Here is a 26,650-nt window from a genome sequence, read left to right as displayed (position 1 = left end):
GCCGAAAACGGGTAGCACCTGCAGTGGCCGCGTGGCCAGCACGCTGTCGACCTGGTAGCCGTCGAGCCGGGACAGCCAGATCGCCGCGGTGCCCGCCAGCCCGATGAGCCACGCCGCGAACAGCGCGCCCACCCGGTCCACCCGCCGCGCCGTCGCGAGCACCGCCAGGAGCTGCACGGCGACCACGCCGATGATCTGCCACGCGGTGGACACCAAGGGCGTTCCCAGTGTTCCGAGGACCACCACCACAGCTGCCGCCACCACACCGCCGATCACGCCCGCCACCGCGGCGGTCCGCGGGAACTCCCGGCGCAGCACCAACGGCACGAGCCACACCAGTGCCAGTGCCAGCGCCGTCGGCACGCGGTTGAAGTTCATCAGGAACGGGAGGACGACCACGTCCAGCGCCACCCGGTCCGCGGTGGACTCCGGGTAGCCGCCGATGAAGGAGACAACGGGGGCGTACTGATCGCGCCACAGTGCGGCGGCTACCCGGATCTCGGTGAACCAGCCCAGCAACGTCCAGGTCATCACCGCCAGCGCCAGTGCGAGAAACCAGCCGTGCCAACGGTTCCGCACGAGCGTGGCGCAGTGTCCGGCCCACGTCGTCACGAGCACGGCCGTGCCGATCAGCGCCGCCGTGCCGATCGCGGTGTACGTGGTGAAGGCGGTGAAGTTCTGCGCGTCCAGTCTGTCTGCGAGAACGAGACCGAGCCCGATCGCGAGACCGGGCAGCGCGAAGGTGCCGCGGCGTGGTCCGAACACCGCACCGCGCCAGGCGACCAGGCCGATCAGCGCGGCCACTGGAATCGCCCAGACGGTGCGCATGACCACGAACGACTCGTTGCCGGCGCGGTACCAGGTCAGGTCGCGCAGCCCGGCGGCCGCGTGCCACCAGGCGAGCTGCAGGGCGAGCGCGCAGCCCAGCACCTCCCAGAAACCCGGTCGCAGCAACGAGTCCGGGTCGCGCATCGCCGATGACCTGGCCGCCGGCGCGGGGTGGAGGCCGAACCAGCGGCGCCACCACCGGCCGTGGGCCAGCGTCCGGTACGGCTCGGGATCACCTGTCCACCGCACGACGAGCGCGTCCGCGTACTTCTCCCGTGCGCGCAGCACTGCAATCCGGGCACCGAACACCAACAGCGCCATCACGGCGAGCCGCCACAGCAGGCCGAGCGTGATCGAGCTGGTCGGCAGCCCGAGCGGCAGCTTGAACGGTGTGCGGGACAACAGCGCCGGGTTGAGCAACGTCAGCAGGTACGGCACGAGCACCACCACCATGAACGCCCGCCAGGTCGCGAGCGTCGCGTTGGTGACCGTCACGTCGGCCCGCACGTGCGCGAGTTCGTGCAGCACGATGGCGCGGAACTGCGCGGGGTTCTCGCGCCGCAACGCGAGCATGCCCGCGTTCAGCGCGACGTACTTGCGTTGGTGGTTCCCGAACGCCACACCACCTGCCCGCAACCTCGCCGGGTCGAGCAGGAACACCGGCGCTGTGGTCAGACCCGCCGCGCTGACCAGCTCGGTGAGCGGCTCGGTCAGCTCGTCGGGCACCGGCACCAGTCCGCGCCCGCGGACGCGCCACCGCGGCCGGAGGAAGTAGATCACCGCCCCGACCGCGGCGAGCAGCACCAGTCCGCCGGCGAGCCAGAGCGCGCGGGCGCCGAGGAAGGTGGCCATGCACGCGCGGTAAGTGTCCCATTTGGACTCGTCGGGATCCGCCGAGAAGGTCGAGGTCAGGTACAGCCCGGACCGCACCTGGCAGCGTGCCTCGTCCAGGGATGTCGCGGCGTGCCACACGACCGCGTACTGACCGAAGATCAGCAATGTCGTGGCGACCGCCAGCAGCACCAGCGACGCGAACCTGAGCGTGGTGCCGGAGGGCACCGCGGATCTCTCCCCCTCGTTCATGTCCGAATGGTGATCGCTGAACTGGCCGCTGTCACTAGGCCGTTGGCGGGAAAACAAGCGGTGGCCGATTATGTCGAACTACGACGCATTTTCACGATTTGGGCGTCGTTGACGTGAGTTCCGGGCTCGCCTGTACTTCCGGCTGTGGCCCTTTCGCTTACTCGGAAAACCTCGCTACCGCTGCGCTGGATCAGCCCGGTGGCGCTGGTTCTGCTGTGGCAAACGGCCAGTTCAACGGGCGTGCTCTCACCCGAGAAGCTGGCCTCTCCGCTGACCGTCGCGCAGTCCGCCGGTGAGCTGATCGCCGACGGCCAATTGGCCGATGCATTCCTGGTTTCGCTGGGCCGCGTTTTCTTCGGGTTTCTCATCGGCGGCCTGATCGGAGTCGCTCTCGGTCTCGCCGCGGGTCTTTCCCGGTGGGGCGAGACGTTGCTGGATCCGCCGGTCCAGATGCTGCGGACGTTGCCGCACCTCGGCCTGATCCCGCTGTTCATCCTGTGGTTCGGCATCGGCGAGGAACCCAAGCTCGCGCTGGTCGCGGCCGGTGTGGCGTTCCCGCTCTACCTCAACCTGCATTCCGGCATCCGGCAGACCGATCCCGGTCTGGTCGAGGCCGCGCGTGTGCTCGGCTACAGCCGTTTCGAACGGGTCGTGCACGTCGTGCTGCCGTCCGCGGTGCCGCAAACCCTGGTGGGACTGCGGATCGCGCTCGGCACGGCGTGGCTGTCGCTGATCGTCGGCGAGCAGATCAACGCCGACTCCGGCCTCGGCTTCCTGATCAACAACGCCCGTGAGTTCCTCCGCACCGACGTCGTGGTCGTCGGCCTCGTGGTCTACGCGCTGCTCGGCCTCACCACCGACGCGTTGGTGCGCCTGCTGGAAAGGAGAGTGCTGCGATGGCAAGCGCGGTGAGAGTTTCCGGCCTGCGCAAGGCTTTCGGCTCGCGCACGGTGCTGGACGGGATCGACCTGGAGATCGCGCCGGGCGAGCTCGTGGCGCTGCTGGGACGCAGCGGGTGTGGCAAGTCCACGTTGCTGCGCATCCTGGCCGGACTGGATCGGGAGTTCGACGGCACCGCAACGGTTCCCGGCACGGTGTCGGTCGCGTTCCAGCAGCCGCGGTTGCTGCCGTGGCGCACGGTCTGGCGGAACATCTCGCTGGGCCTGCACAAGCCGGACGGGCGTTCAGTCGCCTTGAAGGCACTGGAGGAAGTCCGGCTGCCGGATCACGCCGACGCGTGGCCGCTGACGTTGTCCGGCGGTGAGGCACAACGAGTCTCGCTCGCACGGGCGTTGGTCCGCGAACCCGACGTGCTGCTGCTGGACGAACCGTTCGGCGCGCTGGACGCGTTGACCAGGCTCGCGATGCACCACCTGGTGGAAGACCTCTGGGCCAAGCACCGGCCCGCCGTGCTGCTCGTGACGCACGACGTCGACGAGGCGTTGCTGCTGGCCGACCGGGTCCTCGTGCTCGACGGGGGCCGGATCGTCGCCGAGCACCACGTCGACCTGCCCCGCCCGCGCCGCCGGGCATCCGTTGTGGAGCAACGCACCCGCGTGCTCGCCGACCTGGGAGTGGATGTTGAAACAGCTGCCTAGCCGCACATGGCTCAGCCTGCTGGCCGCGATCTTGTTCACGACCGGGTGTGCGGCGACCGCGCAGGACACTCCGGCCGGCGACGTCGTGCTCAAGGTCGGTGACCAGAAGGGCGGGGCGAAGGCGTTGCTCACGGCCGCCGGTCTGCTGAACGACTTCCCGTACAAGGTCGAGTGGTCGACGTTCACCTCCGGCCCGCCGCTGCTGGAGGCCGCGTCCGCCGGTGCGATCGACGTCGGCGGCGTCGGCAACACGCCGCCGATCTTCGCCGCGGCCGCGAACGCCAAGGTCGCTGCCGTCGCCGCGTCGAAGGGCGAGGTCGAGGCCGACGCGATCCTGGTGCCGGAGAACTCGCCGCTCAAGACAGTGGCGGACCTGAAGGGCAAGAACATCGCGGTCGCCAAGGGCAGCTCGGCGCACGGCCAGGTGCTGCTCACGTTGCGCGCCAACGGGTTGACCACCAAGGACGTCACGCTGAACTTCCTGCAGCCGAGCGACGCGTACGGCGCGTTCACGCAGGGCAAGGTCGACGCGTGGGCCGTCTGGGACCCCTACACCGCGCAGGCGCAGCAGGAGGCCAAGGCGCGCGTGCTGGCCACCGGTGAGGGCCTGTCGAACGGCTACGGCTTCCAGGTCGCGGGCCGCAAGGCCTTGGACGACAAGGGGAAGAACCCGGCGCTCAAGGAGTACCTGGTCCGCTACTACAAGGCGCAGAAGTGGGCCGACACGCACCGCGAGGAGTGGGCGAAGGCCTGGGCGGCGGAGACGGGCCTGAAGTACGAGGTCGCGCTGGCCGCGGTGAACCGCAACGGCGACCTGCCGGTGAAGATCGACGACACGCTGATCAAGTCGGAGCAGGAGCTCGCGGACGCGTTCACGGACGAGAAGACGTTGCCCGGCAAGGTCGACTTCGGGAAGTTCGTCGACACGAGGTTCCAGGGAGATCTGGCATGAGCATCACGCTGCACTGGTTCCTGCCGACATCCGGTGACGGCCGCACGGTCGTGGAGCACTTCCACGCTCAGCGCGCACCTGCCGCCGGAGCACGTCGTGAGCCGGACATCGACTACCTGGCCCAGATCGCGCGCACGGCCGAGCAGGTCGGGTTCACCGGTGTGCTCACGCCGACCGGCACGTGGTGCGAGGACGCGTGGCTGACCACGGCCGCGTTGATCGCGCAGACCAAGACCTTGAAGTTCCTGGTGGCGTTCCGGCCGGGTGTGCTCTCGCCGACGCTGGCTGCGCAGATGGCCTCGACGTACCAACGGATCTCGCGCGGCCGGTTGCTGCTGAACGTCGTGACCGGTGGAGATTCCGTCGAGCAGCAACGGTTCGGCGACTGGCTCGACAAGGACGAGCGCTACTCGCGCACGGACGAGTTCCTGCAGATCGTGCGCGGGATCTGGACCGGCGAGCCGTACTCGTTCCAGGGCAAGCACTACCAGGTGCAGGACGCAACCTTGCTGGCCGCGCCGGACCCCGTTCCGCCGATCTACTTCGGTGGCTCCTCGGACGCTGCTCTGCCGGTCGCGGCGGCACGTGCGGACGTGTACCTGACCTGGGGCGAACCGCCGAAGGATGTGGCCGCGAAGATCGCACGCGTCCGGGCGTTGACCGATCGGCCGATTCGGTTCGGCATCAGGCTGCACACGATCAGCCGGGACACCTCGGCGGAGGCGTGGGAGGCGGCGGCGAAGCTGCTCGACGCGTTGGATCCGGCGGCAGTCGCGAAGGCACAGGAGCAGCTGAGCAAGTCGGAGTCCGTTGGCCAGCAACGGATGGTGGCGCTGCACGGCGGTGATCTCAGCCGTGGCGTGCGAGGCCTGGAGATCTACCCGAACCTGTGGGCGGGCGTCGGGCTCGTGCGTGGCGGCGCGGGCACTGCTCTCGTCGGCTCACACGAAGACGTCGCCGACCTGATCGAGGAGTACCACTCGATCGGCATCAGCGAGTTCGTCCTCTCCGGCTACCCGCATCTGGAAGAGGCGTACTGGTTCGGCGAGGGCGTGCGGCCCCTGCTCAAGCAACGCGGGTTGCTCGACAGGGACCGCACGCTGGTGCTCAGCGCTTGACCTTGGCTTCGATGGCCGTGTCGGGGTTGTCCGCGAACACGCCGTCGAGACCGGTCTTGTAGAACAGGTCGTACTCCTCGAAGGCCCGGCCGTACGCGGCCGGGTCGGCCGAGGACCGGAAGTCCGCGGGCAGGAACGAGTTCTCGTTGCGGAACGTCCACGAGTGCACGGTCAGGCCGACCTCGTGCGCGTCCTTGACGAGGTTGGTCGGCTGCTTGAGGTAGCCGGCCGCGTCGCGCGGGATGATCAGGTCCTTGGTCACGCCGACGCCGTCCGCGTACGACCGCACCTCGCGCAGACCGGCCGGGGTGACGAGGTCGGCGTAGGTGCGCTTGTCCCCGGCGACGATGAAGTCGTACGGCGCACCGGAACCGTTGACCAGCTGGATCAGCGGCACGCGCAGCGACTTGTTGAGCTGCTTGAGGTTCGCGACCTCGAACGACTGCACGTAGACCTTGGCGTTGCGACGGTTGAGGCCGTTCTTGTTCAGCGCGTCGAGGAGCTTCGGCTCCAGCGCGAGACCGATCGACTGGAAGTACGTCGGGTGCTTGGTCTCGGGGTAGATGCCGATCTCGCGGTGCAGCTCGCGGGACAGGCGCTTGGAGAGGTCGATGACCTCCTGGAACGTCGGGATCTCGAAGCGGCCGTCGTAGAGCGTGTTGCGCGGGCGGATCGCCGGGATGCGTTCCTTGGCGCGCAACGTCTTCAGCTCGGCGAGCGTGAAGTCCTCGGTGAACCAGCCGGTGAGCGGGGTGCCGTCGACGACCTTGGTCTTCTGGCGGTCCTTGAACTCCAGCCGGGCCGAGACGTCGGTCGTGCCGCCGATCTCGTTCTCGTGCCGCGCCACCAGCTTGCCGTCCTTGGTCGACACCAGGTCCGGCTCGATGAAGTCGGCACCCATGCGAGCGGCGAGCTCGTAGGACGCGAGCGTGTGCTCCGGCCGGTACGCCGACGCGCCGCGGTGCCCGATGACGATCGGACCCTTGTCGTCGTGTGCGGAGGCGGAGGGCAGGGACGCCACCACCGCACCCGCGAACACGAGGACTACGGCGGCTAGACCTCTCCGATACATCGTTCGACCTCCCGTTTTGTGTTGAGAGCGCACCCAAGCATCGCAACACGAAAAGCAGGTGAACGGTTACTCACGAGGCTGTGTCTATTCACGTGACAGGGCGGCTTCTTCCAAGTCCAACTCCCGCAGCACGCGGAAGAGCACCTCGTCGTCGATCTCCCCGGCGTCGCGGGCCTTGATGAACTCGTCACGCTCCGCGCTCAGCATCGCCCTGCGCAGCCTGCGGTACGCGGCCGCCGGGCTCTCCTCCTCCTGCCGCCCGAGGCGTTCCCACGCGGCGTTGCCCCGGTGCTCCGCCAGCGACCGCAACTGGTCCGCGACGTGCTCGGGAACGTCCGCGATCTCCTGGTCCAGCCGGTCGACCGCCGCCTGCGCCGCCCGGTGCTGGATCTGGGCCTCGGCCAGTGCGTCCTCGCGCGCGTCGTCGCCCTCGAACCCGATCTTGTTGATCACCCATGGCAACGTCGTGCCCTGCAGCAGCAGGGTGGCGACCGTGACCACGAACGCGCAGAACAGGATGATGCTGCGTCCCGGAACTTCCTGCGGAACCGCGGCCGCGGCGGCGAGCGTCACCACACCGCGCATGCCCGCCCACGCGATCACTGTGACCTGGCCCAGGTGCGGCCAGCGTTCGCGCTCGCGCATGTGTTTGGACAGGTACATCGGGATGTACGTGGCCGGGTACATCCACACGAACCGCGCGAGGATCGTGGCCAGCAGCACGGCACCGGCGCCCATCAGCAGGCTCGTGTTCAGGTCGACGTCGCTGATGATCGCCGACACCTGCAGTCCGATGAGCGCGAAGACGAACGACTCCAGCAGCACGTCCACCGACCGCCACACCGCCGCGTCCTGCAGCCGCGTCGTGTAGGTCCCGCGCGGCGAGTGGTGACCGACGTAGAGGCCCGCGACGACGACCGCGAGCACACCGGAGAACTGGATCTTGTCGCTGAAGAGGTGAGGGCCTTCTTCCGCGAGCAGGTAGGCGCCGAACGGCACGAGCAGGCCCAGCGCGCTTTCCAGCACCCCCTCGCAGAGCCGCTTGCGCAGGAAGCGGACCGCCACGCCGACGATGAGCCCGACCGCGATACCGCCGACGGTGACCAGCAGGAACATCCCCACGCCGACGATCGGGTGCATGGCCGTGCCGACCGTGGCCGCCACCGCGACCTTGAACGCGGTCAGCGCCGTGGCGTCGTTGATCAGGCTCTCGCCGACCAGCAGTGTCATCGCCCGGCGTTGCAACCCGAGCTTGCGTCCGATCGCGACGGCGGCGACGGCGTCCGGCGGAGCGACCACGGCGCCGAGGACCAGTGCCGCGGCGAACGGGAGGTCGGGGAAGACGAGCTTCGCCGTTACGCCCACCGCGAACGTCGTGAACAGCACGAGCCCGACCGCGAGCAGTCCGATCGGCCGCAGGTTCGCGCGGATGTTGAGGTACGAGCTGTCCAGCGCGGCGCTGTAGAGCAGCGGCGGCAGGACCAGGACCAGGATCAAGTGGGGATCGAGCTCGAACTCCGGCACCCCCGGGATGAACGAGACCACGAGCCCGACCGCGACCAGCACCAGCGGCGCGGACCAGTTCAGGCGGCGCGCGATCGACGTGACGACCAACGCTCCGAGGAGCAGCAGCAGTAGTTCAGGCCCGACCATGCGCTCATTCTGCGTAAAGATGGACGGCATGACCTGTTCGCACGTGGGAGCGCTGCCCGCATCGGTGACGCCGGACTCGACCGAGGGCTGCGTCGACTGTCTCGCTCTGGGTGAGCGCAACTGGGCTCACCTGCGGATGTGCCTCAGCTGCGGGCACGTGGCGTGCTGCGACTCGAGCCCGCACCGGCACGCGACCGCGCATTTCCGTTCGTCCCAGCATCCGGTCATGCGCTCGTTCGAGCCGGGCGAGGACTGGCGCTGGTGCTATGTGGACAGTGCCATCGTCTGAGGACTTTGCAATCCCTTTGGATTGATCGTCTAACGCTGTGACCGGGCCCACAGTACGTTCGGGTGGTGGCCAACCCCGACCTCGCCCGCATCGTCGCGGAGCACGACGAGGAGATGCCGTCGCGCTCGCTCTCACCCAGGTGGGAGCGAGCGCTGTGGATCGCGGGCCTGCTGATCGCACTGCTGGTGCTCAAGCAGGTCTTCTTCCCGTTCGCCAAGGGAAGCCAGTACTACCTGATCATCTTCCTGGCGGTGACGCTGCCGCTGGTCTTCCTGTCCTACGGCCGCGGGCACACGCCGCCCTGGTGGGACTGGGTGCTGGCGTTGCTGGCCTTCGTCGTAGGCGCCTATCCGCTGTTCGGGGGCTTTGACGAGTTCCTGAACCGGCAGGGCCAGCTCACGACTTTGGACGTGATCGCCGGCGCCGTGTTGCTCGTGCTGATCCTGGAGGCATGCCGGCGCACGACCGGTTGGGTGCTTCCGGTGGTGTGCCTGGCGTTCATCGCATATGCCTACTACGGCGGGTTCCTGCCGCCGTCGTGGTCGATCTCGCACTCGGGCGTCGACTTCGCGCAGATCATCAACGGGTTCTTCAACGACGCCAGCGGGTTCTACGGGACGCCGCTGGACGTCGCGGCGACCTACATCGTGCTGTTCACGATCTACGGCGCCGTGCTGAACGCTTCTGGCGCCGGGAAGTTCTTCGTCGACGTCAGCTTTGCCGCGTTCCGGAAGTCGCGGACCGCGCCCGGGCGTACGGCTGCTACGGCAGGGTTCTTGCTGGGCACGGTGTCCGGCTCGGGCACGGCGACCACCGTGTCGCTGGGTGCCGTGACGTGGCCGATGCTGCAGAAAGCCGGTTACCCCAAGGAGAACGCGGGTGGGCTGCTCGCGGCGTCCGGCATCGGGGCGATCCTGTCGCCGCCGACTCTCGGCGCCGCCGCGTTCATCATCGCCGAATACCTGCAGGTGTCGTACCTGTCGGTGCTGATCTGGGCGATCATCCCGACGTTGCTGTACTACCTGGGCATCGCGCTGGCCGTCGAGGCCGACGCGCGGCGGTTCGGGGCGCAGCCGGTGGACGTGGACGCTCCGCGGTTCCTCGACGTGCTGAAGCTCGGCTGGTACCACTTCCTGTCGCTCGGGATCATCATCGTGTTCCTGGCGCTGGACATCCCGGTGTACCGCGCCGTTGTGTACGCAACGGGTGTGGCCGCGCTGTTCGCGTTGATCAACCACCGGCGGGACTGGTTCCGGTTGATCGCCGACGCGTTGTCCGTCGGCGTGCGGTCGGCGTTCCCGGTGATCGCGGTGTGTGCGGCGGCGGGCGTGGTCACGTCGACGATCACCAAGACCGGGCTGGGGCAAGCGCTTGCGGGCTCGCTGGTCGACCTGGCTTCGGCTGTTTCGTCGTCGCCGGTGGTCGTGTTGATGCTGACGGCGGTGCTGGCAGCCTTCGCGGTGTCGGTGCTCGGCCTGGCCGTGCCGGTGACGGCGTCGTTCATCATCTCGTGGGTCGTCATCGGGCCGGCGTTGATCACTCTTGGCGTGGAGCCGGCCGAGACCGCGATGTTCATCTTCTACTACGCGGTGCTGTCCGAGGTGACGCCGCCGACGGCGCTGGCTGCCGTGGCTGCTGCCGCGCTGACCGGTGGCGATGTCATGAAGACGATGTGGCAGACGTGGAAGTACACGCTGCCCGCGTTCCTCGTGCCGTTGGCGTTCGTGCTGACCGACAACGGCGCCGGCTTGCTGTTGCGCGGGCCGTTGCTGGACTCGGTGTGGACGTTCGCCGCGTCCGCTCTGGGGGTGGCCGCTCTCGCCGTGCTGACGGGCGGCTGGTTGTTCGGTCCCGCGCGCTGGCCGGAGCGTCTGCTGTGCGTGCCGGCCGCGTTGTTCCTGCTCTACCTGCAGCCGTTGACGATCGCCATCGGGGCCGGGTTCCTCGTGGTGGCCGTGGCGGTCCACCTGGTCACTCGTGGGAGGGTTCGTGATGCTGCGTAAGTACGCGATTGGTGCGCTCGCTTTGGCACTGGCGGTTTCCGGGTGCGGCGGCAAACGCACGCCCACGACGCCGGACGCGTCGGGTGGCGGCGCGTCGTGCGAGGCGTCGGACGGGCGGATCACGATCGCGACCGGGAACTCCGGTGGCGTGTACTTCGTGGTCGGCGGGGGGCTCGCGAAGCTGATCTCCGACAACTCGAAGCTGAAGGCGTCCTCCGCCGAGACCGGCGCGTCCGTGCAGAACATCCAGCAGCTCGTCTCCGGCACGTACGACATCGCGTTCTCGCTGGCCGACACGGCTGCCGACGCGGTGAACGGCACCGGCGCGTTCAACGGCAAGAAGGAGAAGATCGCGGCGCTGTCGCGGATCTACCCGAACTACACGCAGGTGCTCGTGCGGGCCGACTCCGGGATCAACTCCGTGGCGGACATGAAGGGCAAGCGGATCTCGACCGGTTCGCCGAAGTCCGGCACCGAGGTGATCGCGGGCCGGTTGCTGAAGTCGGCCGGCCTGAACATCGATTCAGACGTGTCGGCGCAGCGGCTGGACCTGACCAAGACCGCGGACGGGATGAAGGACGGCAGCATCGACGGGCTGATCTGGTCGGGCGGGTTGCCGACGCCGCAGATCACCGACATCACCACGTCGTTGAAGGACCGCGTGAAGTTCATCGACATCACGCCGTTGCTGCCGGAGATGAAGAAGATCAGCCCGGTCTACGACAAGGCGCAGATTCCGGCGGCGACCTACGGGGTGGCCGAGGTGCCCACGATCGTGGTGCCGAACCTGCTGCTCGTCCGCGAGGACTTCGCGGCGAACAACGCGTGCGCCGTCACCAAGCTGATCTTCGACAAGAAGTCCGACCTGGAGAAGGTGCACCCGGCCGTGAAGGACATCGCCAAGGACAAGGCATCGGCCACCGACCCGGTCCCGCTGCACCCTGGAGCGAAGCAGGCGCTCGGCTGAACTACGCTGGGGCATCGTGCGCGTCCTGGTCATCGGGTCTGGAGCCCGTGAGCATGCCCTTGTCCTCGCGTTGTCGCGCGACCCGCAGCTCACTGCTTTGGCGTGCGCGCCGGGCAACGCGGGCATCGCGGGCCACGCCGAGCTCTACGACGTGGACGTCGCAGACGCTTCGGCGGTCGCCGCTCTCGCGAAGGAGTGGAAGGCCGACCTCGTGGTCATCGGCCCCGAACAACCACTGGTCGTCGGGGCCGCCGACGCGGTCCGAGCCCTGGGCATCCCCTGCTTCGGGCCTTCTCGTGAGGCGGCCCGGATCGAGGGGTCCAAGGCGTTCGCCAAGGACGTGATGAACGCGGCGGGGGTGCCGACGGCCCACAGCGAGATCGTGGACAACCCGGCCCGTCTGGACGCCGCTCTCGGGCGCTTCGGGCCGACGTGGGTCGTGAAGGACGACGGCCTGGCCGCGGGCAAGGGCGTCGTGGTGACGTCCGACCTGGCTGCTGCCCGTGCGCACGCGATGACGTTGCTCGACGGTGGCCACCCGGTGCTGCTGGAGTCCTTCCTGGACGGGCCCGAGGTGTCGCTGTTCTGCGTCACCGACGGTGTGTCCGTCGTGCCGCTGATCCCGGCGCAGGACTTCAAGCGCGTGGCGGACGGGGACCACGGGCCGAACACCGGTGGCATGGGTGCCTACGCGCCGCTGCCGTGGGCGCCTGAGGGCTTGGTATCTGAAATTGTTTCACGTTGCGTGCAGCCGGTGGTCGACGAGCTGCGCGCGCGGGAGACGCCGTTCGTCGGCCTGCTGTACGCGGGTCTCGCGCTGACGTCCTCGGGCGTGCAGGTGATCGAGTTCAACTGCCGCTTCGGTGACCCGGAGACGCAGTCGGTGCTGGCGCTGTTGAAGTCGCCGATCTCCGCCTTGTTCCTGGCGGCGTCGACCGGTTCGCTCGGAGATCTGCCCGCCCTGGAGTGGGAGAACGGCTACGCGGTGACCGTGGTCGTGGCCGCCGAGGGCTATCCGAACCGGCCGCGCACGGGCGACGTGATCACCGGCGCCGAGTCCGAGGGCGTCCTGCACGCGGGCACGCGCCGGCGCGAGGACGGCGCCGTGGTGTCCGCCGGCGGCCGCGTGCTGTCGGTCGTGGGCACCGGCAAGTCGCTGTCGAAGGCTCGTGACCGCGCCTACAAGCGCGTCGCGGACATCCACCTCACCGGCTCGCACCACCGCTCGGACATCGCGCTGAAGGCAGTCGACGGCACCATCACGGTGCCGTGAGCCTGCTCGGCTCGCTGCTGGGCGGTGCGGTCGGCGACGCTCTCGGCGCGCCGATCGAGTTCTCGTCGATCGACGTGATCCGGCGTGCTCATGGTGCTTCCGGTGTTGTTGATCTGCCTGTTCTGGAGATCACCGACGACACGCAGATGACGCTGTTCACGTTGGAAGGCCTTCTGCTGGCGCGGCAGCACGGCGTGGACCCTCTGCTGACCGTGCGCGCGGCTTATGGCCGTTGGCTGCACACGCAGGGCGGTCCTCTGGTCGCTTCCGACGGCTGGCTGATGGCCGACCAGCGCTTGCACTCTCGCCGCGCGCCGGGCCACACGTGCATCACCGCCTTGAAGCACAACGAGAAGAACAACTCCAAGGGCTGCGGCGGCGTGATGCGCGCCGCCCCCGTCGCCGTGTGGTCCTCGGACGTGCGCGAGGTCTTCTCACTGGCGGCGGAAACGGCGCGCCTCACCCACCACCACCCGAGCGGCTACCTGTCCGCGGGCGTGCTGGCAGTGATCGTGCAGGAGTTGTTGCGCGGCGCGGACTTGCTTTCGGCCGTCGCTGTGTCACGTGCCGAACTGGTCCGCTGGGAGGGCCACGAGGAGCAGACCACGTTGCTGGACAAGGTGGTTTCGCTCGGCCCGTTGACGCCCGAGGAGATCGAGTCGTCTCTGGGCGGCGGCTGGGTGGGCGAAGAAGCCCTGGCCATCGGCCTGCACGCCGCCCTGGTTGCTCCAGATTTCCCTACTGCACTTCGTCTTGCCGTGAATCACTCAGGCGACTCGGACTCCACCGGCTCGATCTGCGGCAACATCCTGGGCGCCCGCGACGGCGTGTCCGTGATTCCTTCTTCCTGGCTTTCCGTGCTGGAACTGCGAGACGTGATCGAACGCCTGGCCCTCAGCTGGTGACCGGAATCCACAGCTCGGCCTTCGCCTGGTCGCCGTCGATCTGCGTGCGCAACATCGACGGTCCCTCGACGCTCTGGTAGCTGTTGGACGGGAACCACTGCGCGTACACGTCCCGCCACATGTGCTGAATGGTCTCGGGATAGGGCCCTTCCGTCGTGAACACAGCCCACGTGTTCCCGGGGATCTCCACGGTCTCCATGTCCTCAGGCGCCTCCTTGGTGGTCACCACCCCCTGGAAGTAGTCGAGCTGATCCCCCTCCTCGACCCCTTCCTGGTTGTAGGTCAAGGCGAGCATCCCTCCCGGCTCGCCATCACTGAGCTGCTTGATCCGCTCCAGCGTCGGCATCCCGATGCCCTTGACGAACTCGACGATCGCGGGGTTCATCCCCAAGTGCACCAACGGCACCCGCGTCCCCCGCCCGACGACCTTGAACGCTTCCTTGTTGACGATCCGGTACTCCATGCTCGTGCTCCCTTCGACAACCAGCCTGAACGTGAGAATCTGCTGCGACTGCAACGGCTTTCGTTCGCTGCGGGCCTCCTGCGGCCCCACGCCGTGCATGGCCTTGAACGCCCGCGCGAAGGCCTCGTTGGACCCGTAACCCCACCTGATCGCGATGTCCAGCAACGAGTCCTGTCCACTGAGGACCTCACTCGCCGCCCTCGTGAGCCGCCTTCTTCTGACGTACTCGCTGAACGGCATCCCCGCGAGCGCACTGAACATCCTTCTGAAGTGGTACTCACTCGTGCCCGCGATCCGCGCGAGCAGCTTGACGTCGACCTCCTCGCCGAGGTCTACCTCGATGCGGGCCATGGCCTCGTTGAGTCGTTCCAGCACGTCCACAACGCTATGGGCTGAGCCGCGGTCGCACCCGACTTCCTGTGCCCTATCCGATCGCCTTCCGAACCTCGTCGGCCATCCGCTTGGCGACAGGCGTGAAGACCTTGACGTACTCCTCGGGGTTGTCCGGAGCCCACTTGCCGTATGCCGTGAGCCTCACCTGAGTGCGCCCCGCAACGAACGAGATCGTGGGCGAGTCACCGACGCGGAAGCTGCACGCGGCGAAGTCGCCAGCCCGTGCACGTGTTCCCCACAAGTGGTCGCGGCAGTTCCTCCCCGAAGTCCGCGGAAGTTACCGGAATCGCCACGCGCCGCCAGCGGAAACGGCACTCAGAGTGACGTGGAACCAACCAGGGGTGGTCTTCGTCCAACCACAGGTGCGTCTTACGCGGGCGTTGGTAGCCTGCGAAGCGGGACCGAACCGTTACCAACCGTACGGGGGTAGGACGTCGTGACACAGGAGAGCGCGGGGGCGGATGCCGCTCTCAGTGCCGTCGGGGGTGCGGCTGGGGGCGTGATCGGGGCCGCTGTCAGCGCGTTCCACTCGGCATCGAACTTTCTGGACGGCCTCATGTCAGGCCCGTCGACCCAGACCTTCCACGTCAACCATGACAACGTTCTCAAGGCCGGCGCGATCATCCAGGACCAGGCCAAGGAACTTCGGCGTGCGCTGGTAACGGCGCAACACGACCTGCGAGTTTATGTCGATGCCAACTCGGCTGGTGAAGTGAGCGCGAACATCGCGGGTTTGTGGAATCGTCGCCTGACAACGGACGATGATTCCTATGTGGGCCGAATTGAGAAGTACGTCGAAAGTCTCGACCACCTAGGGCTGCAGCTGAAGGAATCAGCGAAGCAGTACGGGTTCACTGACGAAGAGATCACTACCGTGTTCGGAAAGACGAAGTGAGCAAAGTCGCCCTCAAGATCGCAGCCGCGGCATCGATGCTGCTGGCCGTTGCGGCATGTACGAGCAGCGGGGAGAAGGGCAAGCCCAATCCCACGTCGGGCGCTTCTCCCACTTCGGGTTCATCCAGCCCAGCTGGGGACCTGCCGAAGCGTCCGGCTGACCTGAAACTTGATGGTGCCGACCCGTGCAAGTTGCTCACCCAAGCCCAGATGGATCAGGTCAAGGTTGCGGAAGCGGTGCCGCAGAAGCTTGAGGTGGCTGGTCTCGGACAAGCGCCTGGCTGCTTCTACGAGAACGGCCTCAAATACACCTATGCGGTCAGTCTGATCACGAACAAAGGTGTTCCGTTCTGGCTTCACGGTTCCGGCAACGTGGACGCGAAAGTCGTGGATGTGGCTGGGTACGGTGCTGCCCAGCTCACACTCACCGGTACTCAAGGCTTCGACTGCGCTGTTGCGGTCGACGTCGCGGAAGGCCAGCAGCTGCATTTCCTGTATTCGCCTGGTACCGAGAAGGGCGACACGCAGGACCAGCTGTGCAGCAAGGTCAACAAGGCCGCCGCGCTCGCGGTCGAGACTCTCAAGACCTTGAAGTGAGGGGGAGCTATGTCGGGCGAACAGCTCACTGACTGGAACTTCGAAGGTTGGTCCAACCAAAAGCTCGCGGACGAGGTCCAGAAACTCAGCGCAGGCAGTGGTGAACTTTCCCGGCAGTTCGCGAAGGCCTCTGACGTGCTTCGCAGTCTCGCGGGAAGCCTGAAGGACGTCGACAACACGCTGCGCAAGCAGTTGGACGGCCTGGGCATCAACTGGGGTGGCGCGGCCGGCGAGGCAGGCCAGCAGAAGACCAAGGTCACCTCTGAGGGCTTCGACGACGCTGGCCAGAAGACGGTGGGCAACTCCGACGCGATGGCTCGGCAGGGTGAAAGCACCACCGCCGCACGCAACAACTCGCCGGAATCCCAAACGCTGCGCAAAGACTCCGAGACAAACCTGATCGACAAGGGCGCGAGCATCATCGGCATCGAAACCGATCACGCGGCCGAGGTCGAGGCGACGAACAGGGCACGGCAGCAGGCCATCGACAGCCTGAACGGCTACAAGACGAACAGTCAGAGCTCGATCGACTCGTTCCGGACGCCCAACCCGCCGCCGGACATCGTCGTTGCCAGCGCGGCGGTCACCCCGACTGTCGGGCCTTCTGTCGGCACGCCTCACACCGGCATCCCCGGAACCCCTGGCAGCCCCGGCTTCCCGGGCGGTCCAGGCTTCACCGGCACCCCTGGCCCTGGCACTCCGGTCGGCCCCACCCCAGGCATCCCCGGCAACACCACGGGCATCCTCCCCGGCACCACTCCGACCCCGGTCGCCAGCGGTCCGGGCTTCCCCAAGCCGTTCCCCTCCGCCCTCCCAGCCGGCATCGCGGCCGCAGGCGCGGCGGCGACCGGCATCGCTGCCACGGCCGGCACCGCGAAGGGTGCACAGGTGGTCGGCGGCGGGCGCGGCCCGAGCCAGGCACCGAAAACGCCCATCGCCCCCACCGGGCCGAAGGGTGCTCCGAGCACCATCGGTGCAGGTGGCAAGGGTGGCCCTGGTGCGCCCGGCGGTCCTGGCGCTGCGGGCAAGGGGCCTGGCGGCACCATGACGCCTGGCTCCGCGGCTGGTGTCGGTCCTGAGGGGAACCGGCCCGGTGCGGCCGCCGGCAAGGGTGGCGTGGCGGGCAAGGGTTCCGGGTCGCTCATGTCGCCTGCGGCCGGTGCGGCCAAGGGTGAGGGCGAGGAGGACGGCGAGCACGTGCGCAAGTACGGTGTCGACTCCGATGATGTGTTCGGCGACGAACGCATGGTGGTGCAGTCCGTCATCGGCGAAGACCCGAAGGACCAGTAATCCCTTGAGCTCACCAGGTTCTGTGGTTTTGTCCACAGTGGAGTTCGCCGTGGTCTGGGAGGCGCAGCGCCTCCCAGCCGCGCACGTCGCGCTCGACACGCGGATTCCCTCCATCACCCACACTGAGAAGGCCGAGGTGGTGAAGCGGGCCTGGGAGTCACTCGAATCACGCGGCCTGGCGAACAACGGCCGGGTCGTGCCCGAGCTGGCCGACGGGTTCGCGTTGCTGGCCAACGCGAACATGTCGATCGACCTGTGGATCTGGGCCGACCGGCAGATCAGCGGGCTGGCGGCGGCCATTGGGGACGAGGCGATCCTGGCTGTGCAGGATCGCGACGAGATGTGGTTGATCGAGGCTCGCGGGACGGCGCTCGCGGAGGCCGCCGTGTCGGTGGCCGGGGAGATGCCCGCCGGGTTCGGGCGCTCGATCAGCCTGCCGTACGACGAGCTCGTCAAGGCCGCCAAGGACGTCGGGACGGACGCGCAGAGACTCATCACCATGCTGGAGCGGCAGGGGATGCGGCTCGGTGACGCGCAGGAGCTGGCCGGGATGCTGGACGGCACGGCCACGCGCGGGCAGTTCGGGGTGCAGCGCAACGGGCAGCGGGCCAAGCGGGTGGTTTCCTTCCACGACACGCACAACGGGCGGTACCTGCGGCAGCTCAAGCCGAGCAGTGACGGGCGGCAGTGGTGCACCATCACGCCTGTTGACAACAATCGGCTCGCCGCGGCCGTCTGGGAGCTCCTGCAAGAGGTCTGAGTGGAACGTCCGAGGCAACCCCTGCGTCCAATCACCCGGCCGAGTAGAGCAATTCGCTCTAAGGTCGGCGGGGAGACGTTCAGGGGGTAAGCATGGCTGTGGCGAAGTACAACACTGAAGCCATGGAACAGTGCCGGACGACCGTGAGCAGCCAGGCCGGGCAATTCGGCGCGATCGGTGACGGCTTTTCCAATCAGTACGGCAATCCGGACATTTTCGGAAAGCTCGGCGCGTCCGGTGCTGTCTCCGGCGCGGTGACGGCGATGGACCAGGCCGGCACGCAGGAGTTCGAGGCGGCCGAGAAGCTGCTGCGCAAGGTCGAGACCGCGCTCGACGCGATCCAGACCAACGTCACGGACACCGACGACGCCGCCAAGACCTCGCTGAAGGCGGTCTGACATGAGCGCGATGGACGAGGTCGCGGGGCTGCCCGGCGGGGCTGAGCTGGCCGCGCTCGCTGACAAGATCGAGACCGCCCAACCGCAGGCCGTGCGTGACATCGCCAACCGCTGGAAGCAGGCGGCCGGCAAGTGCGGTGACCAGTCGAACGCCCTGCAGAAGTCGGTGAGCCAGCTCGATGGCGCCTGGGAGGGTCAGTCGGCGGACGGTTTCGTCGCCTACATGGGCAAGGTCACGAAGGCCGGCACGTCGATGACGGACGGGCTCAACGGTGCCGCGGCCGACCTGGAGGCGGCCGCGAACGCGTTGGAGACCGCCAAGACCCAGCTGACGACCATCTGCGAGAACGTGCTGAGCCGCGCGCGTCAGGCCCGCCAGCAGCTGCACGGCCAGCCGCAGGAGGACATCGACAGCGTCATCCGCAGCTACTGCGCCGAGGGCGCCAGTGACGCGAAACCCGTTATCTCCCAAGCGGAAAGCGCCGTGAACGCCGCCGCCGGCACCCTCAAGGGCCGCCCCGGCGCGCTCGCGCCGAAGTTCTCGTCCATTGAGGACCCGAACACCCAGTCCTTCACGCCCGCGCCGGGCAAGGCGATCCAGTGGGCCCCGACCCCGCCGCCAGACGACTCCACCAAGCAGTCCTCTTCGGACACTCCACCCCAGCAGCAGCCGGCACCCTCCCAGCATCAAGGAGGAGGCGGCGGTGGTGGCGGTGGCGGCAGCGAATCCGGCGGCGGTGGAGGTGGCGGCGGTGGTGGCGGCATGGGCCCCAGCGGCGGCCCGCCTTCGGGCAGCCCTCCTCCCGGCAACGTCGAGGAGTGGATCAAAGAGGCCATCAAGATCCTGCAGGCCAACGGGATCCCGGTCACCGACGACAACATCGACGAGATCTGGGCGATCATCGAGAAGGAGTCGAGCGGCAACCCGCGCGCCATCAACCTGTGGGACTCGAACTACCAGGCGGGCCACCCGTCCAAGGGCCTGATGCAGTGCATCGACTCGACGTTCAACGCCCACAAGCTGCCCGGCCACGACGACATCTGGAACCCGGTCGACAACATCATCGCCGGCGTCCGGTACACGTTCTCGCGCTACGGCGGCTTCGAAGGCCACCCCGGCCTCAAGGCGATGGCCCACGGCGGCGGCTACCAGGGCTACTGACCAGCGGTTAGCCTGTCGGCATGCTGACCGTGGCCGCCCGCGCCGACGTACCGCCCTTCCACGTCATGGACGTGCTTTCCGCTGCCGCGCAAAGGCAGCGGACGCACGGTGACGTGATCTCGCTGGCCGCCGGGCAGCCTTCCAGCCCGGCGCCCAAACCCGTGCGGGACGCGGCGGCGAAAGCCCTGAACGAGCACGCGCTGGGCTACACCGAACAGCTCGGCATCCCCGAGCTGCGCAGCGCCATCGCCGGGCACTACAAGCGCCAGTACGACCTCGTCGTGACCGCGGACGACGTGGTGGTCACGACGGGGTCGTCCGGCGCCTTCACGCTGGCGTTCCTGGCCGCGTTCGACGCCGGTGACAAGGTCGCCCTGGCCCGGCCCGGCTACCCCGCCTACCGCAACATCCTGAAGGCACTGGGATGCGAGGTCGTCGAGCTGCCGTGCGGCCCGGAAACGCGTTTCCAGCCCACGGTCGAGATGCTCACCCCGGACCTCAAGGGCGTGATCGTCGCCAGCCCGGCCAACCCCACCGGGACCACGGTGGACATCGGCCCGATCGCGCGGTGGTGCCAGACCAACGGCGTGCAGCTGGTCAGCGACGAGATCTACCACGGCATCAGCTACGGCGAACCGCTGCACTGCGCCTGGGAGACCTCGAAAGAAGCCATCGTCGTCAACTCGTTCTCGAAGGCGTTCGCGATGACGGGCTGGCGACTCGGCTGGATGCTGCTGCCGGAGCGGCTCAGAAGGGCAGTCGACTGCCTGACCGGCAATTTCACGTTGTGCCCGCCCGCATTGGCGCAATACGCCGCAGTCGAGGCATTTCACGAAGACGCCTACGCGGAAACGGCACTGCACCTGAAAAGGTACAAAACCAACCGCGACATCCTCCTCGAAGGCCTGACGAACCTCGGCATCGTCAAGCTCGCCCCGGCTGACGGCGCCTTCTACGTCTACGCGGACGTCCGGCACCTCACGGACGACTCGATGGCGTTCTGCCGCCGGTTCCTCGACGACACGGGCGTCGCGATCGTCCCCGGCATCGACTTCGACCCCGTCGACGGGCACCACTTCGTGCGGATGTCGTTCGCCGGTGCAACACAGGACATCGAAGAAGCGTTGAATCGTCTGAAGGCATGGCTGTAGAAGGGGAGGGGCAACCATGTGGGCGATCATCGGCTGGCTGGTGGCGATCTGGATCGTGCTCGCCGTCGTCGGAGCCGTCGTGAAGGGGCTTTTCTGGCTCGCTGTGATTGGGGGACTACTCCTCGCAGGCACAGCTGCTTACGGTGCGATCAAATCCCGGCGGTAGGCCCTGGTCTAAATGCCGCACACCACTCACCATGAAGCGGTGTTGCAGTCCAACGAGGCCCGCCTCGAGCGGTGGGAGCGAAAGGTCGAGTGGCCACTGACGGCACTCGCGGTGCTGTTCCTCGTCGCCTACGCGTGGCAGGTCTTCGACGACCACGGGACCATGCACTTCTCGTTGGAGATCGTGTTGTGGCTGGTCTGGGGCGTGTTCGCGGCCGACTACGTCACCAGGTTCACGCTCGCCAACAACAAGTTCTGGTTCTTCAAAACCCATCTCTTCGACCTCGCCGCGGTCGTTCTGCCGATGGTCAGGCAACTGCGCGTGCTGAGGCTGATCACGGTCATAACGCTGCTCAACAAGAAGTTCCAGCACAAAATCCGGCAACGCGTGAGCATTTATGTCGCCGGGGTGACGGTAATCGTCGCTTTTTGCGCGAGCCTCGGTGTGCTGGACGCGGAAAGGCACGCGGAAAACGCGAGCATCACCACGTTCGGCGATGCGCTGTGGTGGACGCTCACGACCATGTCGACGGTCGGCTACGGCGACCGCTACCCGGTCACCGCCGAGGGGCGGCTGGTCGCGGGCCTGCTGATGGTCGGCGGTATCGCCCTGCTCGGTGTGATCACCGGAACGATCGCCAGCTGGCTCGTGGAGAAGCTGCGCGGCGTCGAGGAAGCCGAGCACGAAACCGTGCGGGAGCTGAAAAACCTACGCGCCGAGATCGCCGAACTCCGCGCGGAGCTCAACACGCGCAGCGGCAGCTGACGTCCACAACCGAGCGTCCCAGCCCGCGATGAGAGCGCCCTCGACGTTCGAGGAGCGGTCGTCGTAGAAGATCAGGTCCGACGAGCCGACGACGGTCTCGACGTGGTGCCAGATCGCGGCATCCGGCTTGGCGCAGCCGAGATCACCGGAGAAGACCAGGTGCCGGAAGTGCTTGGCCCACGGCACCTTCTCGGCCAGCCGCGCGAACGTCGACGGCGCGTTCGACAGCAGTGCGAGCGGTACTCCCAAAGCCGAAAGATCCTCAAGCAGCGCAACGGTTTCCGCCACCGGCTCGTCCAGCCAGCCCGAGTTGTCCAGCTCGGTCATCTCGCGCACGGTGGCGTCGTCGAAGGACAATCCGAGCGACGACCCGATCAACGCCCAGTAGTCCGCGTCCGACCCGCCGCGGTCGTAGGCGTCCCGGTCCCAGTACGCGGATTCGAACTGCTCCACCGAAACACCGAGCCGCGCGGCCATCGCGGGGATCGCCGGGTTCCGCTGGCTGATGACCTCGCCGAAGTCGAACACGATCCAGCGCATCTCAGGCGTCCTCTCGTATACGGCGCAGCACCTCGGCGATGTCGGACGAGTCCACGTCGCCGTGTGTCACGAACCGAACCTTGCCGGACATCGGACTGGCGAAAACCCCGACCTCGCGCAACGACGCCAATGTCTTGTCCAGGTCCGGCACCGACGCCAGGACGATGTTGGTCGCGGGCTCGGCGACGTCCCAGCCCAGCGAACGCAGGCCGGACGCCAGCTCCGCAGCGTTCGAGTGATCGGCAGCCAAGCGATCAACGCGGTCCAGCGCGACGAGACCGGCAGCCGCCAGCACCCCGCCCTGCCGAACCCCGCCGCCGAGCATCTTCCGCACCCGCCGGGCCTCGACCACGAAAGCGGCAGACCCGGCCACGACAGACCCGACCGGCGCGCCGAGTCCCTTCGACAGACACACCTGCACGGTGTCCGCGCCGGCAGTCAGCGAAGTCAGCGGCACCCCGAGCGCCACCGACGCGTTCCACAACCGAGCCCCGTCGAGGTGCACGGCCAGCCCGACCGACCGAGCCGCCGACACCAGCAGTGCGTGCTCATCAGCCGTGGTCACCGTGCCACCAGACGCGTTGTGCGTGTTCTCCAAGCACAACAACGTGGTGTTCAGTCCGTAGTAAGGAGACTCGCCACCACCAGCGGCGACCACGGCTTCCGGAGACATGACAGCCAACGCGTGCGGCATCCCGCCCGCGAGCCAAGCAGCGGTCCCGAGTTCGGCGTCCAGCACGTGCGCACCGAGCGGAGCCAGGAACCGATCACCGCGGCGCAGGTGCAGGAACAACGCGATCAGGTTTCCCATGGAGCCGGAGGGAACCCAGAGAGCGGCTTCCACGCCGAGCAACGCGGCGACGCGCTCCTCCAGCCGCGCCATGGTCGGGTCGTGGTCCAGCACGTCGTCGCCGACCTCGGCCGACGCCATCGCACGGCGCATCTCCTCGTCCGGCTGAGTCACGGTGTCCGAGCGCAGGTCGATGGGGGTCACGGCCCCGATCACATCACATCCGGTGAACGACCGAGGGGGTGATGTAGCTCTCGCCGATGGTTCGTGCAACCGTTGTTGCCTCAGATTCCGTCCCGTCAGTGCAACTCGTAGAACGAGCGGAGAGCAGTCCGCGTGGATCAGCGCGACGAGCAGGAGTTCGCGGAGTACTTCGTGGCTCGCCGTGAGGCCGTGCGCCGAACGGCATACCTGCTGTGCGGCGACTGGCACCGCGCTGACGACTTCGCGCAGACAGCTTTCGTGGCGGTGCACAGGAGGTGGCGGAAGATCCGGGACAAGCAGGCTCTCGACGCCTATGTGCGGCGCACGCTGGTGCGCGCGGTGATCGACGAGTCGCGCCGTCCGTGGCGGCGCGAGAAGTTCACCGACGAGCTGCCCGAGTCGCCGACGACGGACCATGAGATCGGCGAGACGGTCGCGACGCGCGAGGCGTTGATGAAGGGCCTGCGCAGAGTCCCGCCCAGGCAACGGGCCGTGCTCGTGCTGAGGTTCCTGGAGGGCCTCGACGTAACGGCCACGGCCGAAGTGCTGAAGTGCTCGGAAGGAACTGTGAAGAGTCAGACCGCACGCGGGCTGACCGCGCTGCGGGAAGCTCTTGGCGACGCCATCGACGATTTGCGACCGGCGTCGTGAACGTCGTGACCAGCGAGAGGAGGACGTAGATGGACGAGCAGAAGCTCGCGGACCTGTTCCGCGACGCCGCGCACGACGCACCACCGGCGTCCTTCGACGCGGGCGACGTCCGAACGGCTTCGCGACGCGCCACCCTCCGCAGGCGCAACTCCATCGCCGTCGGCACTACGCTGGTCGTGGTGCTCGGCTTCGGCGGTGTGATGGCGGGTGCCGGCTGGTTCGGCACGACCAACACCTCCGACAACGCGGGTTCGGGTCAGCAGGACGCACCACCGCAGACCGAGCTGAAGGCCCCGCAGCAGCAACAGGCTCAACCGAACTTCCCTGGCGACGTGTCCACGCAGGGGGACATGTCCACGCCGGGAAGCACCGGCCCCTCGGCCGGTGAACGCGCAGTGCAGGGCTGCGTGGAGGTGGACCGAGAGCTCGCCGACGCCCTCGCCGGAGAGCTTTCGGTCTCACCGGACTTCGCGATGCCCCCCACCGTGACCTGCTCGCCCGACTCCCGCTCGGCCTCGTTCAAGATCGACGGACTGACGGTCACCGCGATCGTCACGCCGCAGGCGTTCGAACCTCCGGACGGTGCGCTGACGGAGAAGAAGAGGACCGCGAGCGGGCACGACCTCTACGTGTTCACCCAGGGCGACGGCCAGTTCAAGGGCAAGGCCAAGCCCATCGCGGACGCACTGGCCCCCAGGTTCTGATCGGCGGCCAAGTACTCTGGCGCGACTATGACGGCAGCAACCCCCAAGGGTGAGCGCAGGCGGCAGGCGCTGGTCGAGGCCGCGTCCGAACTGCTCGTGGAGGGCGGGTTCGACGCGGTCAGGCACCGAGCGGTCGCCGAACGCGCAGGTCTGCCGCTCGCCTCGACCACGTACTACTTCGACTCGCTCGACGAGCTGATCACCGCCGCGGTGGAGTTCCACGGCCGCACGGAGCTGGCGAGGTGCCGGGAGCGGCTCACCGCGCTCTCCGCCGAGCTGTCCGACGACGCCGTGCTGATCGAGCTCATCCTCGACCTGCTGGTCGGCGAGGCCGTCACCGACACCGAGACGATGCTGCTGCGCTACGAACGCCTGGTCGCGACCGGCCGCCGCCCGTACCTGCGGCCGTTGATGCGCGTGCTGTCCACCGAGCTGCACGCGCTGATCGCCGACATCTTCGCCCGCTCCGGCCGGGACATCGCGCCGGACCGGGTCGAGGAGCTGATCGCGCTGGTCGACGGATCGGTGGTCAACTCGTTCATCGAGCTCAAGTCGGATCCTCGCGGTGTGGCGGCCAGGATGCTCCGAACGGCCCTTTCGCGTCACGAGTGATGCAACCTCGCGTTCCTCTGACGCGTTCCCCTGTTTGAGGACGCGAGAGGGGATCGCATGCGCAAGGCCGATGAGCAGGGCTTTCGCGAGTTCGCGGCGGCCAATGCCGCGTCTTTGCGACGCACTGCCTATCTGTTCTGCGGTGACTGGCACACGGCAGAAGACCTGATGCAGTCCAGCCTGATGAAGATGTACACGGCCTGGAAGCGCATCAAGGATCTCGACAACCTGATCGCTTACGCCCGCAAGGTGCTGCTGCGCACCTGGCTGGACGAGAAGCGCAGGCCGTGGCGCAGAGCCGAGCAGCGGGACGGGGAGCTGCCGGACGCCGCCGACGCCACCTCCGATCCCGACACGACCAGCGCGAAGCTGTGGGCGCGTGAGCTGGTGCACACCGCGTTGCTGCAGGTGCCGCCAAGACAACGGGCGGTGCTGGTGCTGCGTTATTTCGAAGACCTGTCGGTCGCCGAGGTGGCGGTGGCCATGGGTTGCACCGAGGGAACGGTCAAAAGCCAGACGGCGCGCGGCCTCGCGACGTTGCGCGCCATCGTGGAGAAGCTCGACAGCAGTTCGGGGAGGGTCGCGTCGTGAGTGAGCAGGAGATCCGCGAGGGAATGCTGCTGGCCGTCTGGGACGAGCCGCCGCTCGACTTCGACCCGGACACGCTGATCAGGCGGGTCGAGCAGAAAAAAAGTCGCCGCCGAGCGCTGGTGGGTGTGGGAGTGGCTACGGCGATGATCGCCGTGGCGTCGCTGGCGCTGCCGGGACTGCTGCCGCGCGACCGGGACAGCCAGCTCGGCGCCGACGGCCAGACGAGCTCGTCGGCACCCCCGACCGAGGCGTACGACAAGAAGCTCCAGCGGATCGGCGACACGCTGGTGGAGAAGCTCGCGCTGACCATGCCGAACGTCAAGGAGACCTACTCGGACTTCCGCACCGGTGGGTTCAACTACCCCATGCCGGGCATGACATCAGTGCCTATGTCGAGTCAGGTGAGGAAGCCGAGCGATCCCCAGTTCACCGGCTACGTGTTCCTGACCGACGAGATCGGCCCGACCTCGTTGCGCGTGGAAGGCGCCAAGGTCGAGTTCTCCACGAAGAACTTCTGCGTGGGTTCGGTCTCGTGCCACGAGATCCAGCAGAAGGACGGGTCGGTCGTCACCGAGGCCGAGTTCACCGACGGGACTCCGGAGATCACGCGTGCCGAGGCGGTGCGCAGCTTCCCGAGCGGGTTCCGCGTGCGGATCGCGAGCTACAGCTACAACCCGGCGTCCGGTCTGGGATCGCGGCAGACCGTGCCGGCGCGCGTGGGAGTGCTCACAACGCTGGTCACGGACCCGCAGGTGGACTGGGAGTGAGTGCGGCTTGC

At 67.6% G+C, this 26,650-nt stretch carries 29 protein-coding genes; 23 read left to right on the top strand and 6 right to left on the bottom strand.

Annotated elements, in window-relative coordinates:
* Window positions 1-1,911: M48 family metalloprotease (locus ABZX92_RS12480; protein ID WP_355557274.1), on the bottom strand; the 1,911-nt coding region annotated here is incomplete at its 3' end.
* A 144-nt stretch (window positions 1,912-2,055) separates the two neighbouring features.
* Between ABZX92_RS12480 and ABZX92_RS12475 the strand changes: the two genes are divergently transcribed.
* The 4 genes from ABZX92_RS12475 to ABZX92_RS12460 are packed head-to-tail and all read left to right on the top strand — an operon-like array spanning window position 2,056 to window position 5,579.
* Entirely contained in the window at window positions 2,056-2,823 is a 768-nt protein-coding gene (locus ABZX92_RS12475; protein ID WP_355557271.1) for an ABC transporter permease, read from the top strand.
* Window positions 2,808-3,509: an ABC transporter ATP-binding protein gene (locus ABZX92_RS12470; protein WP_355557268.1), complete on the top strand. Its 702-nt coding sequence runs from the start codon at window positions 2,808-2,810 to the stop codon at window positions 3,507-3,509. The genes ABZX92_RS12475 and ABZX92_RS12470 overlap by 16 nt, the downstream gene beginning before the upstream one ends.
* Window positions 3,490-4,461 carry an ABC transporter substrate-binding protein gene (locus ABZX92_RS12465; protein WP_355557265.1) on the top strand — a complete coding sequence of 324 codons (972 nt, stop codon included), beginning with the start codon at window positions 3,490-3,492 and terminating at the stop codon, window positions 4,459-4,461. Before ABZX92_RS12470 ends, ABZX92_RS12465 begins: the two co-directional genes overlap by 20 nt.
* Window positions 4,458-5,579, top strand: a complete 1,122-nt coding sequence (locus ABZX92_RS12460) for an LLM class flavin-dependent oxidoreductase (RefSeq protein ID WP_355557263.1) — start codon at window positions 4,458-4,460, stop codon at window positions 5,577-5,579. Before ABZX92_RS12465 ends, ABZX92_RS12460 begins: the two co-directional genes overlap by 4 nt.
* On the opposite strand, the gene ABZX92_RS12455 is transcribed toward ABZX92_RS12460, so the two are convergent.
* Both ABZX92_RS12455 and ABZX92_RS12450 read right to left on the bottom strand, forming a co-directional pair.
* On the bottom strand, window positions 5,569-6,651 hold the full coding sequence (locus tag ABZX92_RS12455) for a glycerophosphodiester phosphodiesterase (protein WP_355557261.1): 1,083 nt from the start codon (window positions 6,649-6,651) through the stop codon (window positions 5,569-5,571). The genes ABZX92_RS12460 and ABZX92_RS12455 overlap by 11 nt on opposite strands.
* A gap of 84 nt (window positions 6,652-6,735) precedes the next feature.
* Window positions 6,736-8,304: a Na+/H+ antiporter gene (locus tag ABZX92_RS12450; protein WP_355557258.1), complete on the bottom strand. Its 1,569-nt coding sequence runs from the start codon at window positions 8,302-8,304 to the stop codon at window positions 6,736-6,738.
* Window positions 8,305-8,332: 28 nt separating this feature from the next.
* Here ABZX92_RS12450 and ABZX92_RS12445 point away from each other — a divergent pair, with 28 nt between their 5' ends.
* The 5 genes from ABZX92_RS12445 (at window position 8,333) to ABZX92_RS12425 (ending at window position 13,741) form a co-directional block, all read left to right on the top strand.
* On the top strand, window positions 8,333-8,593 hold the full coding sequence (locus ABZX92_RS12445; protein ID WP_355557255.1) for a UBP-type zinc finger domain-containing protein: 261 nt from the start codon (window positions 8,333-8,335) through the stop codon (window positions 8,591-8,593).
* Window positions 8,594-8,706: 113 nt separating this feature from the next.
* Complete coding sequence (locus ABZX92_RS12440) at window positions 8,707-10,596, top strand: TRAP transporter fused permease subunit (protein ID WP_355557287.1); 1,890 nt, start codon at window positions 8,707-8,709, stop codon at window positions 10,594-10,596.
* A complete protein-coding gene (locus tag ABZX92_RS12435; RefSeq protein WP_355557284.1) occupies window positions 10,586-11,563 on the top strand; it encodes a TAXI family TRAP transporter solute-binding subunit in 978 nt (325 codons plus the stop codon). The genes ABZX92_RS12440 and ABZX92_RS12435 overlap by 11 nt, the downstream gene beginning before the upstream one ends.
* 16 nt (window positions 11,564-11,579) lie before the next feature.
* Window positions 11,580-12,836, top strand: coding sequence for a phosphoribosylamine--glycine ligase (purD, locus tag ABZX92_RS12430; protein WP_355557252.1), 1,257 nt, complete (start codon window positions 11,580-11,582; stop codon window positions 12,834-12,836).
* Window positions 12,833-13,741 (top strand): ADP-ribosylglycohydrolase family protein, encoded by a 909-nt coding sequence (locus ABZX92_RS12425; protein WP_355557249.1) that lies wholly within the window; start codon window positions 12,833-12,835, stop codon window positions 13,739-13,741. The genes purD and ABZX92_RS12425 overlap by 4 nt, the downstream gene beginning before the upstream one ends.
* Here ABZX92_RS12425 and ABZX92_RS12420 read toward each other — a convergent pair.
* Window positions 13,731-14,579, bottom strand: coding sequence for an AraC family transcriptional regulator (locus ABZX92_RS12420; protein ID WP_355557246.1), 849 nt, complete (start codon window positions 14,577-14,579; stop codon window positions 13,731-13,733). The two genes, ABZX92_RS12425 and ABZX92_RS12420, sit on opposite strands and share 11 nt — an antisense overlap.
* A gap of 454 nt (window positions 14,580-15,033) precedes the next feature.
* Here ABZX92_RS12420 and ABZX92_RS12415 point away from each other — a divergent pair, with 454 nt between their 5' ends.
* The 9 genes from ABZX92_RS12415 (at window position 15,034) to ABZX92_RS12375 (ending at window position 21,780) form a co-directional block, all read left to right on the top strand.
* Window positions 15,034-15,492 carry a hypothetical protein gene (locus tag ABZX92_RS12415; protein WP_355557243.1) on the top strand — a complete coding sequence of 153 codons (459 nt, stop codon included), beginning with the start codon at window positions 15,034-15,036 and terminating at the stop codon, window positions 15,490-15,492.
* Window positions 15,489-16,088 (top strand): DUF3558 domain-containing protein, encoded by a 600-nt coding sequence (locus tag ABZX92_RS12410; protein ID WP_355557240.1) that lies wholly within the window; start codon window positions 15,489-15,491, stop codon window positions 16,086-16,088. The genes ABZX92_RS12415 and ABZX92_RS12410 overlap by 4 nt, the downstream gene beginning before the upstream one ends.
* 135 nt (window positions 16,089-16,223) lie before the next feature.
* On the top strand, window positions 16,224-17,378 hold the full coding sequence (locus ABZX92_RS12405) for a hypothetical protein (RefSeq protein WP_355557237.1): 1,155 nt from the start codon (window positions 16,224-16,226) through the stop codon (window positions 17,376-17,378).
* A 22-nt stretch (window positions 17,379-17,400) separates the two neighbouring features.
* Window positions 17,401-18,138 (top strand): ESX secretion-associated protein EspG, encoded by a 738-nt coding sequence (locus ABZX92_RS12400; protein WP_355557281.1) that lies wholly within the window; start codon window positions 17,401-17,403, stop codon window positions 18,136-18,138.
* A 92-nt stretch (window positions 18,139-18,230) separates the two neighbouring features.
* Window positions 18,231-18,536, top strand: coding sequence for a hypothetical protein (locus ABZX92_RS12395; RefSeq protein ID WP_355557235.1), 306 nt, complete (start codon window positions 18,231-18,233; stop codon window positions 18,534-18,536).
* Window position 18,537: 1 nt separating this feature from the next.
* Complete coding sequence (locus ABZX92_RS12390; protein ID WP_355557232.1) at window positions 18,538-19,698, top strand: transglycosylase SLT domain-containing protein; 1,161 nt, start codon at window positions 18,538-18,540, stop codon at window positions 19,696-19,698.
* A 20-nt stretch (window positions 19,699-19,718) separates the two neighbouring features.
* A complete protein-coding gene (locus ABZX92_RS12385; protein ID WP_355557229.1) occupies window positions 19,719-20,849 on the top strand; it encodes a pyridoxal phosphate-dependent aminotransferase in 1,131 nt (376 codons plus the stop codon).
* A gap of 16 nt (window positions 20,850-20,865) precedes the next feature.
* On the top strand, window positions 20,866-21,015 hold the full coding sequence (locus ABZX92_RS12380; RefSeq protein WP_030465871.1) for a hypothetical protein: 150 nt from the start codon (window positions 20,866-20,868) through the stop codon (window positions 21,013-21,015).
* 39 nt (window positions 21,016-21,054) lie between these two features.
* Window positions 21,055-21,780: an ion channel gene (locus ABZX92_RS12375; RefSeq protein WP_355557226.1), complete on the top strand. Its 726-nt coding sequence runs from the start codon at window positions 21,055-21,057 to the stop codon at window positions 21,778-21,780.
* On the opposite strand, the gene ABZX92_RS12370 is transcribed toward ABZX92_RS12375, so the two are convergent.
* Together ABZX92_RS12370 and ABZX92_RS12365 are read right to left on the bottom strand one after the other, a co-directional pair.
* On the bottom strand, window positions 21,724-22,320 hold the full coding sequence (locus tag ABZX92_RS12370) for an HAD family hydrolase (protein ID WP_355557223.1): 597 nt from the start codon (window positions 22,318-22,320) through the stop codon (window positions 21,724-21,726). The genes ABZX92_RS12375 and ABZX92_RS12370 overlap by 57 nt on opposite strands.
* A gap of 1 nt (window position 22,321) precedes the next feature.
* Complete coding sequence (locus ABZX92_RS12365) at window positions 22,322-23,323, bottom strand: GntG family PLP-dependent aldolase (protein ID WP_355557278.1); 1,002 nt, start codon at window positions 23,321-23,323, stop codon at window positions 22,322-22,324.
* 123 nt (window positions 23,324-23,446) lie between these two features.
* Between ABZX92_RS12365 and ABZX92_RS12360 the strand changes: the two genes are divergently transcribed.
* The 5 genes from ABZX92_RS12360 to ABZX92_RS12340 are packed head-to-tail and all read left to right on the top strand — an operon-like array spanning window position 23,447 to window position 26,639.
* The gene (locus ABZX92_RS12360; protein WP_355557220.1) at window positions 23,447-23,965 is read left to right on the top strand and encodes a SigE family RNA polymerase sigma factor; all 519 of its coding nucleotides are present in this window, start codon (window positions 23,447-23,449) and stop codon (window positions 23,963-23,965) included.
* A 29-nt stretch (window positions 23,966-23,994) separates the two neighbouring features.
* Window positions 23,995-24,669, top strand: a complete 675-nt coding sequence (locus tag ABZX92_RS12355; RefSeq protein WP_355557218.1) for a hypothetical protein — start codon at window positions 23,995-23,997, stop codon at window positions 24,667-24,669.
* A gap of 27 nt (window positions 24,670-24,696) precedes the next feature.
* Window positions 24,697-25,281, top strand: a complete 585-nt coding sequence (locus ABZX92_RS12350; RefSeq protein ID WP_355557215.1) for a TetR family transcriptional regulator — start codon at window positions 24,697-24,699, stop codon at window positions 25,279-25,281.
* A gap of 57 nt (window positions 25,282-25,338) precedes the next feature.
* The gene (locus ABZX92_RS12345; RefSeq protein ID WP_355557212.1) at window positions 25,339-25,872 is read left to right on the top strand and encodes a SigE family RNA polymerase sigma factor; all 534 of its coding nucleotides are present in this window, start codon (window positions 25,339-25,341) and stop codon (window positions 25,870-25,872) included.
* Window positions 25,869-26,639, top strand: coding sequence for a hypothetical protein (locus tag ABZX92_RS12340; RefSeq protein WP_355557210.1), 771 nt, complete (start codon window positions 25,869-25,871; stop codon window positions 26,637-26,639). Before ABZX92_RS12345 ends, ABZX92_RS12340 begins: the two co-directional genes overlap by 4 nt.
* Window positions 26,640-26,650: the final 11 nt, after the last annotated feature.

Origin of the sequence: Lentzea sp. NPDC006480 (assembly GCF_040611995.1) — a bacterium.
GTDB lineage: Bacteria > Actinomycetota > Actinomycetes > Mycobacteriales > Pseudonocardiaceae > Lentzea.
The sequence above is the reverse complement of the archived record's forward strand: the minus strand, read 5'-3'. Positions and strand labels throughout refer to the sequence as shown.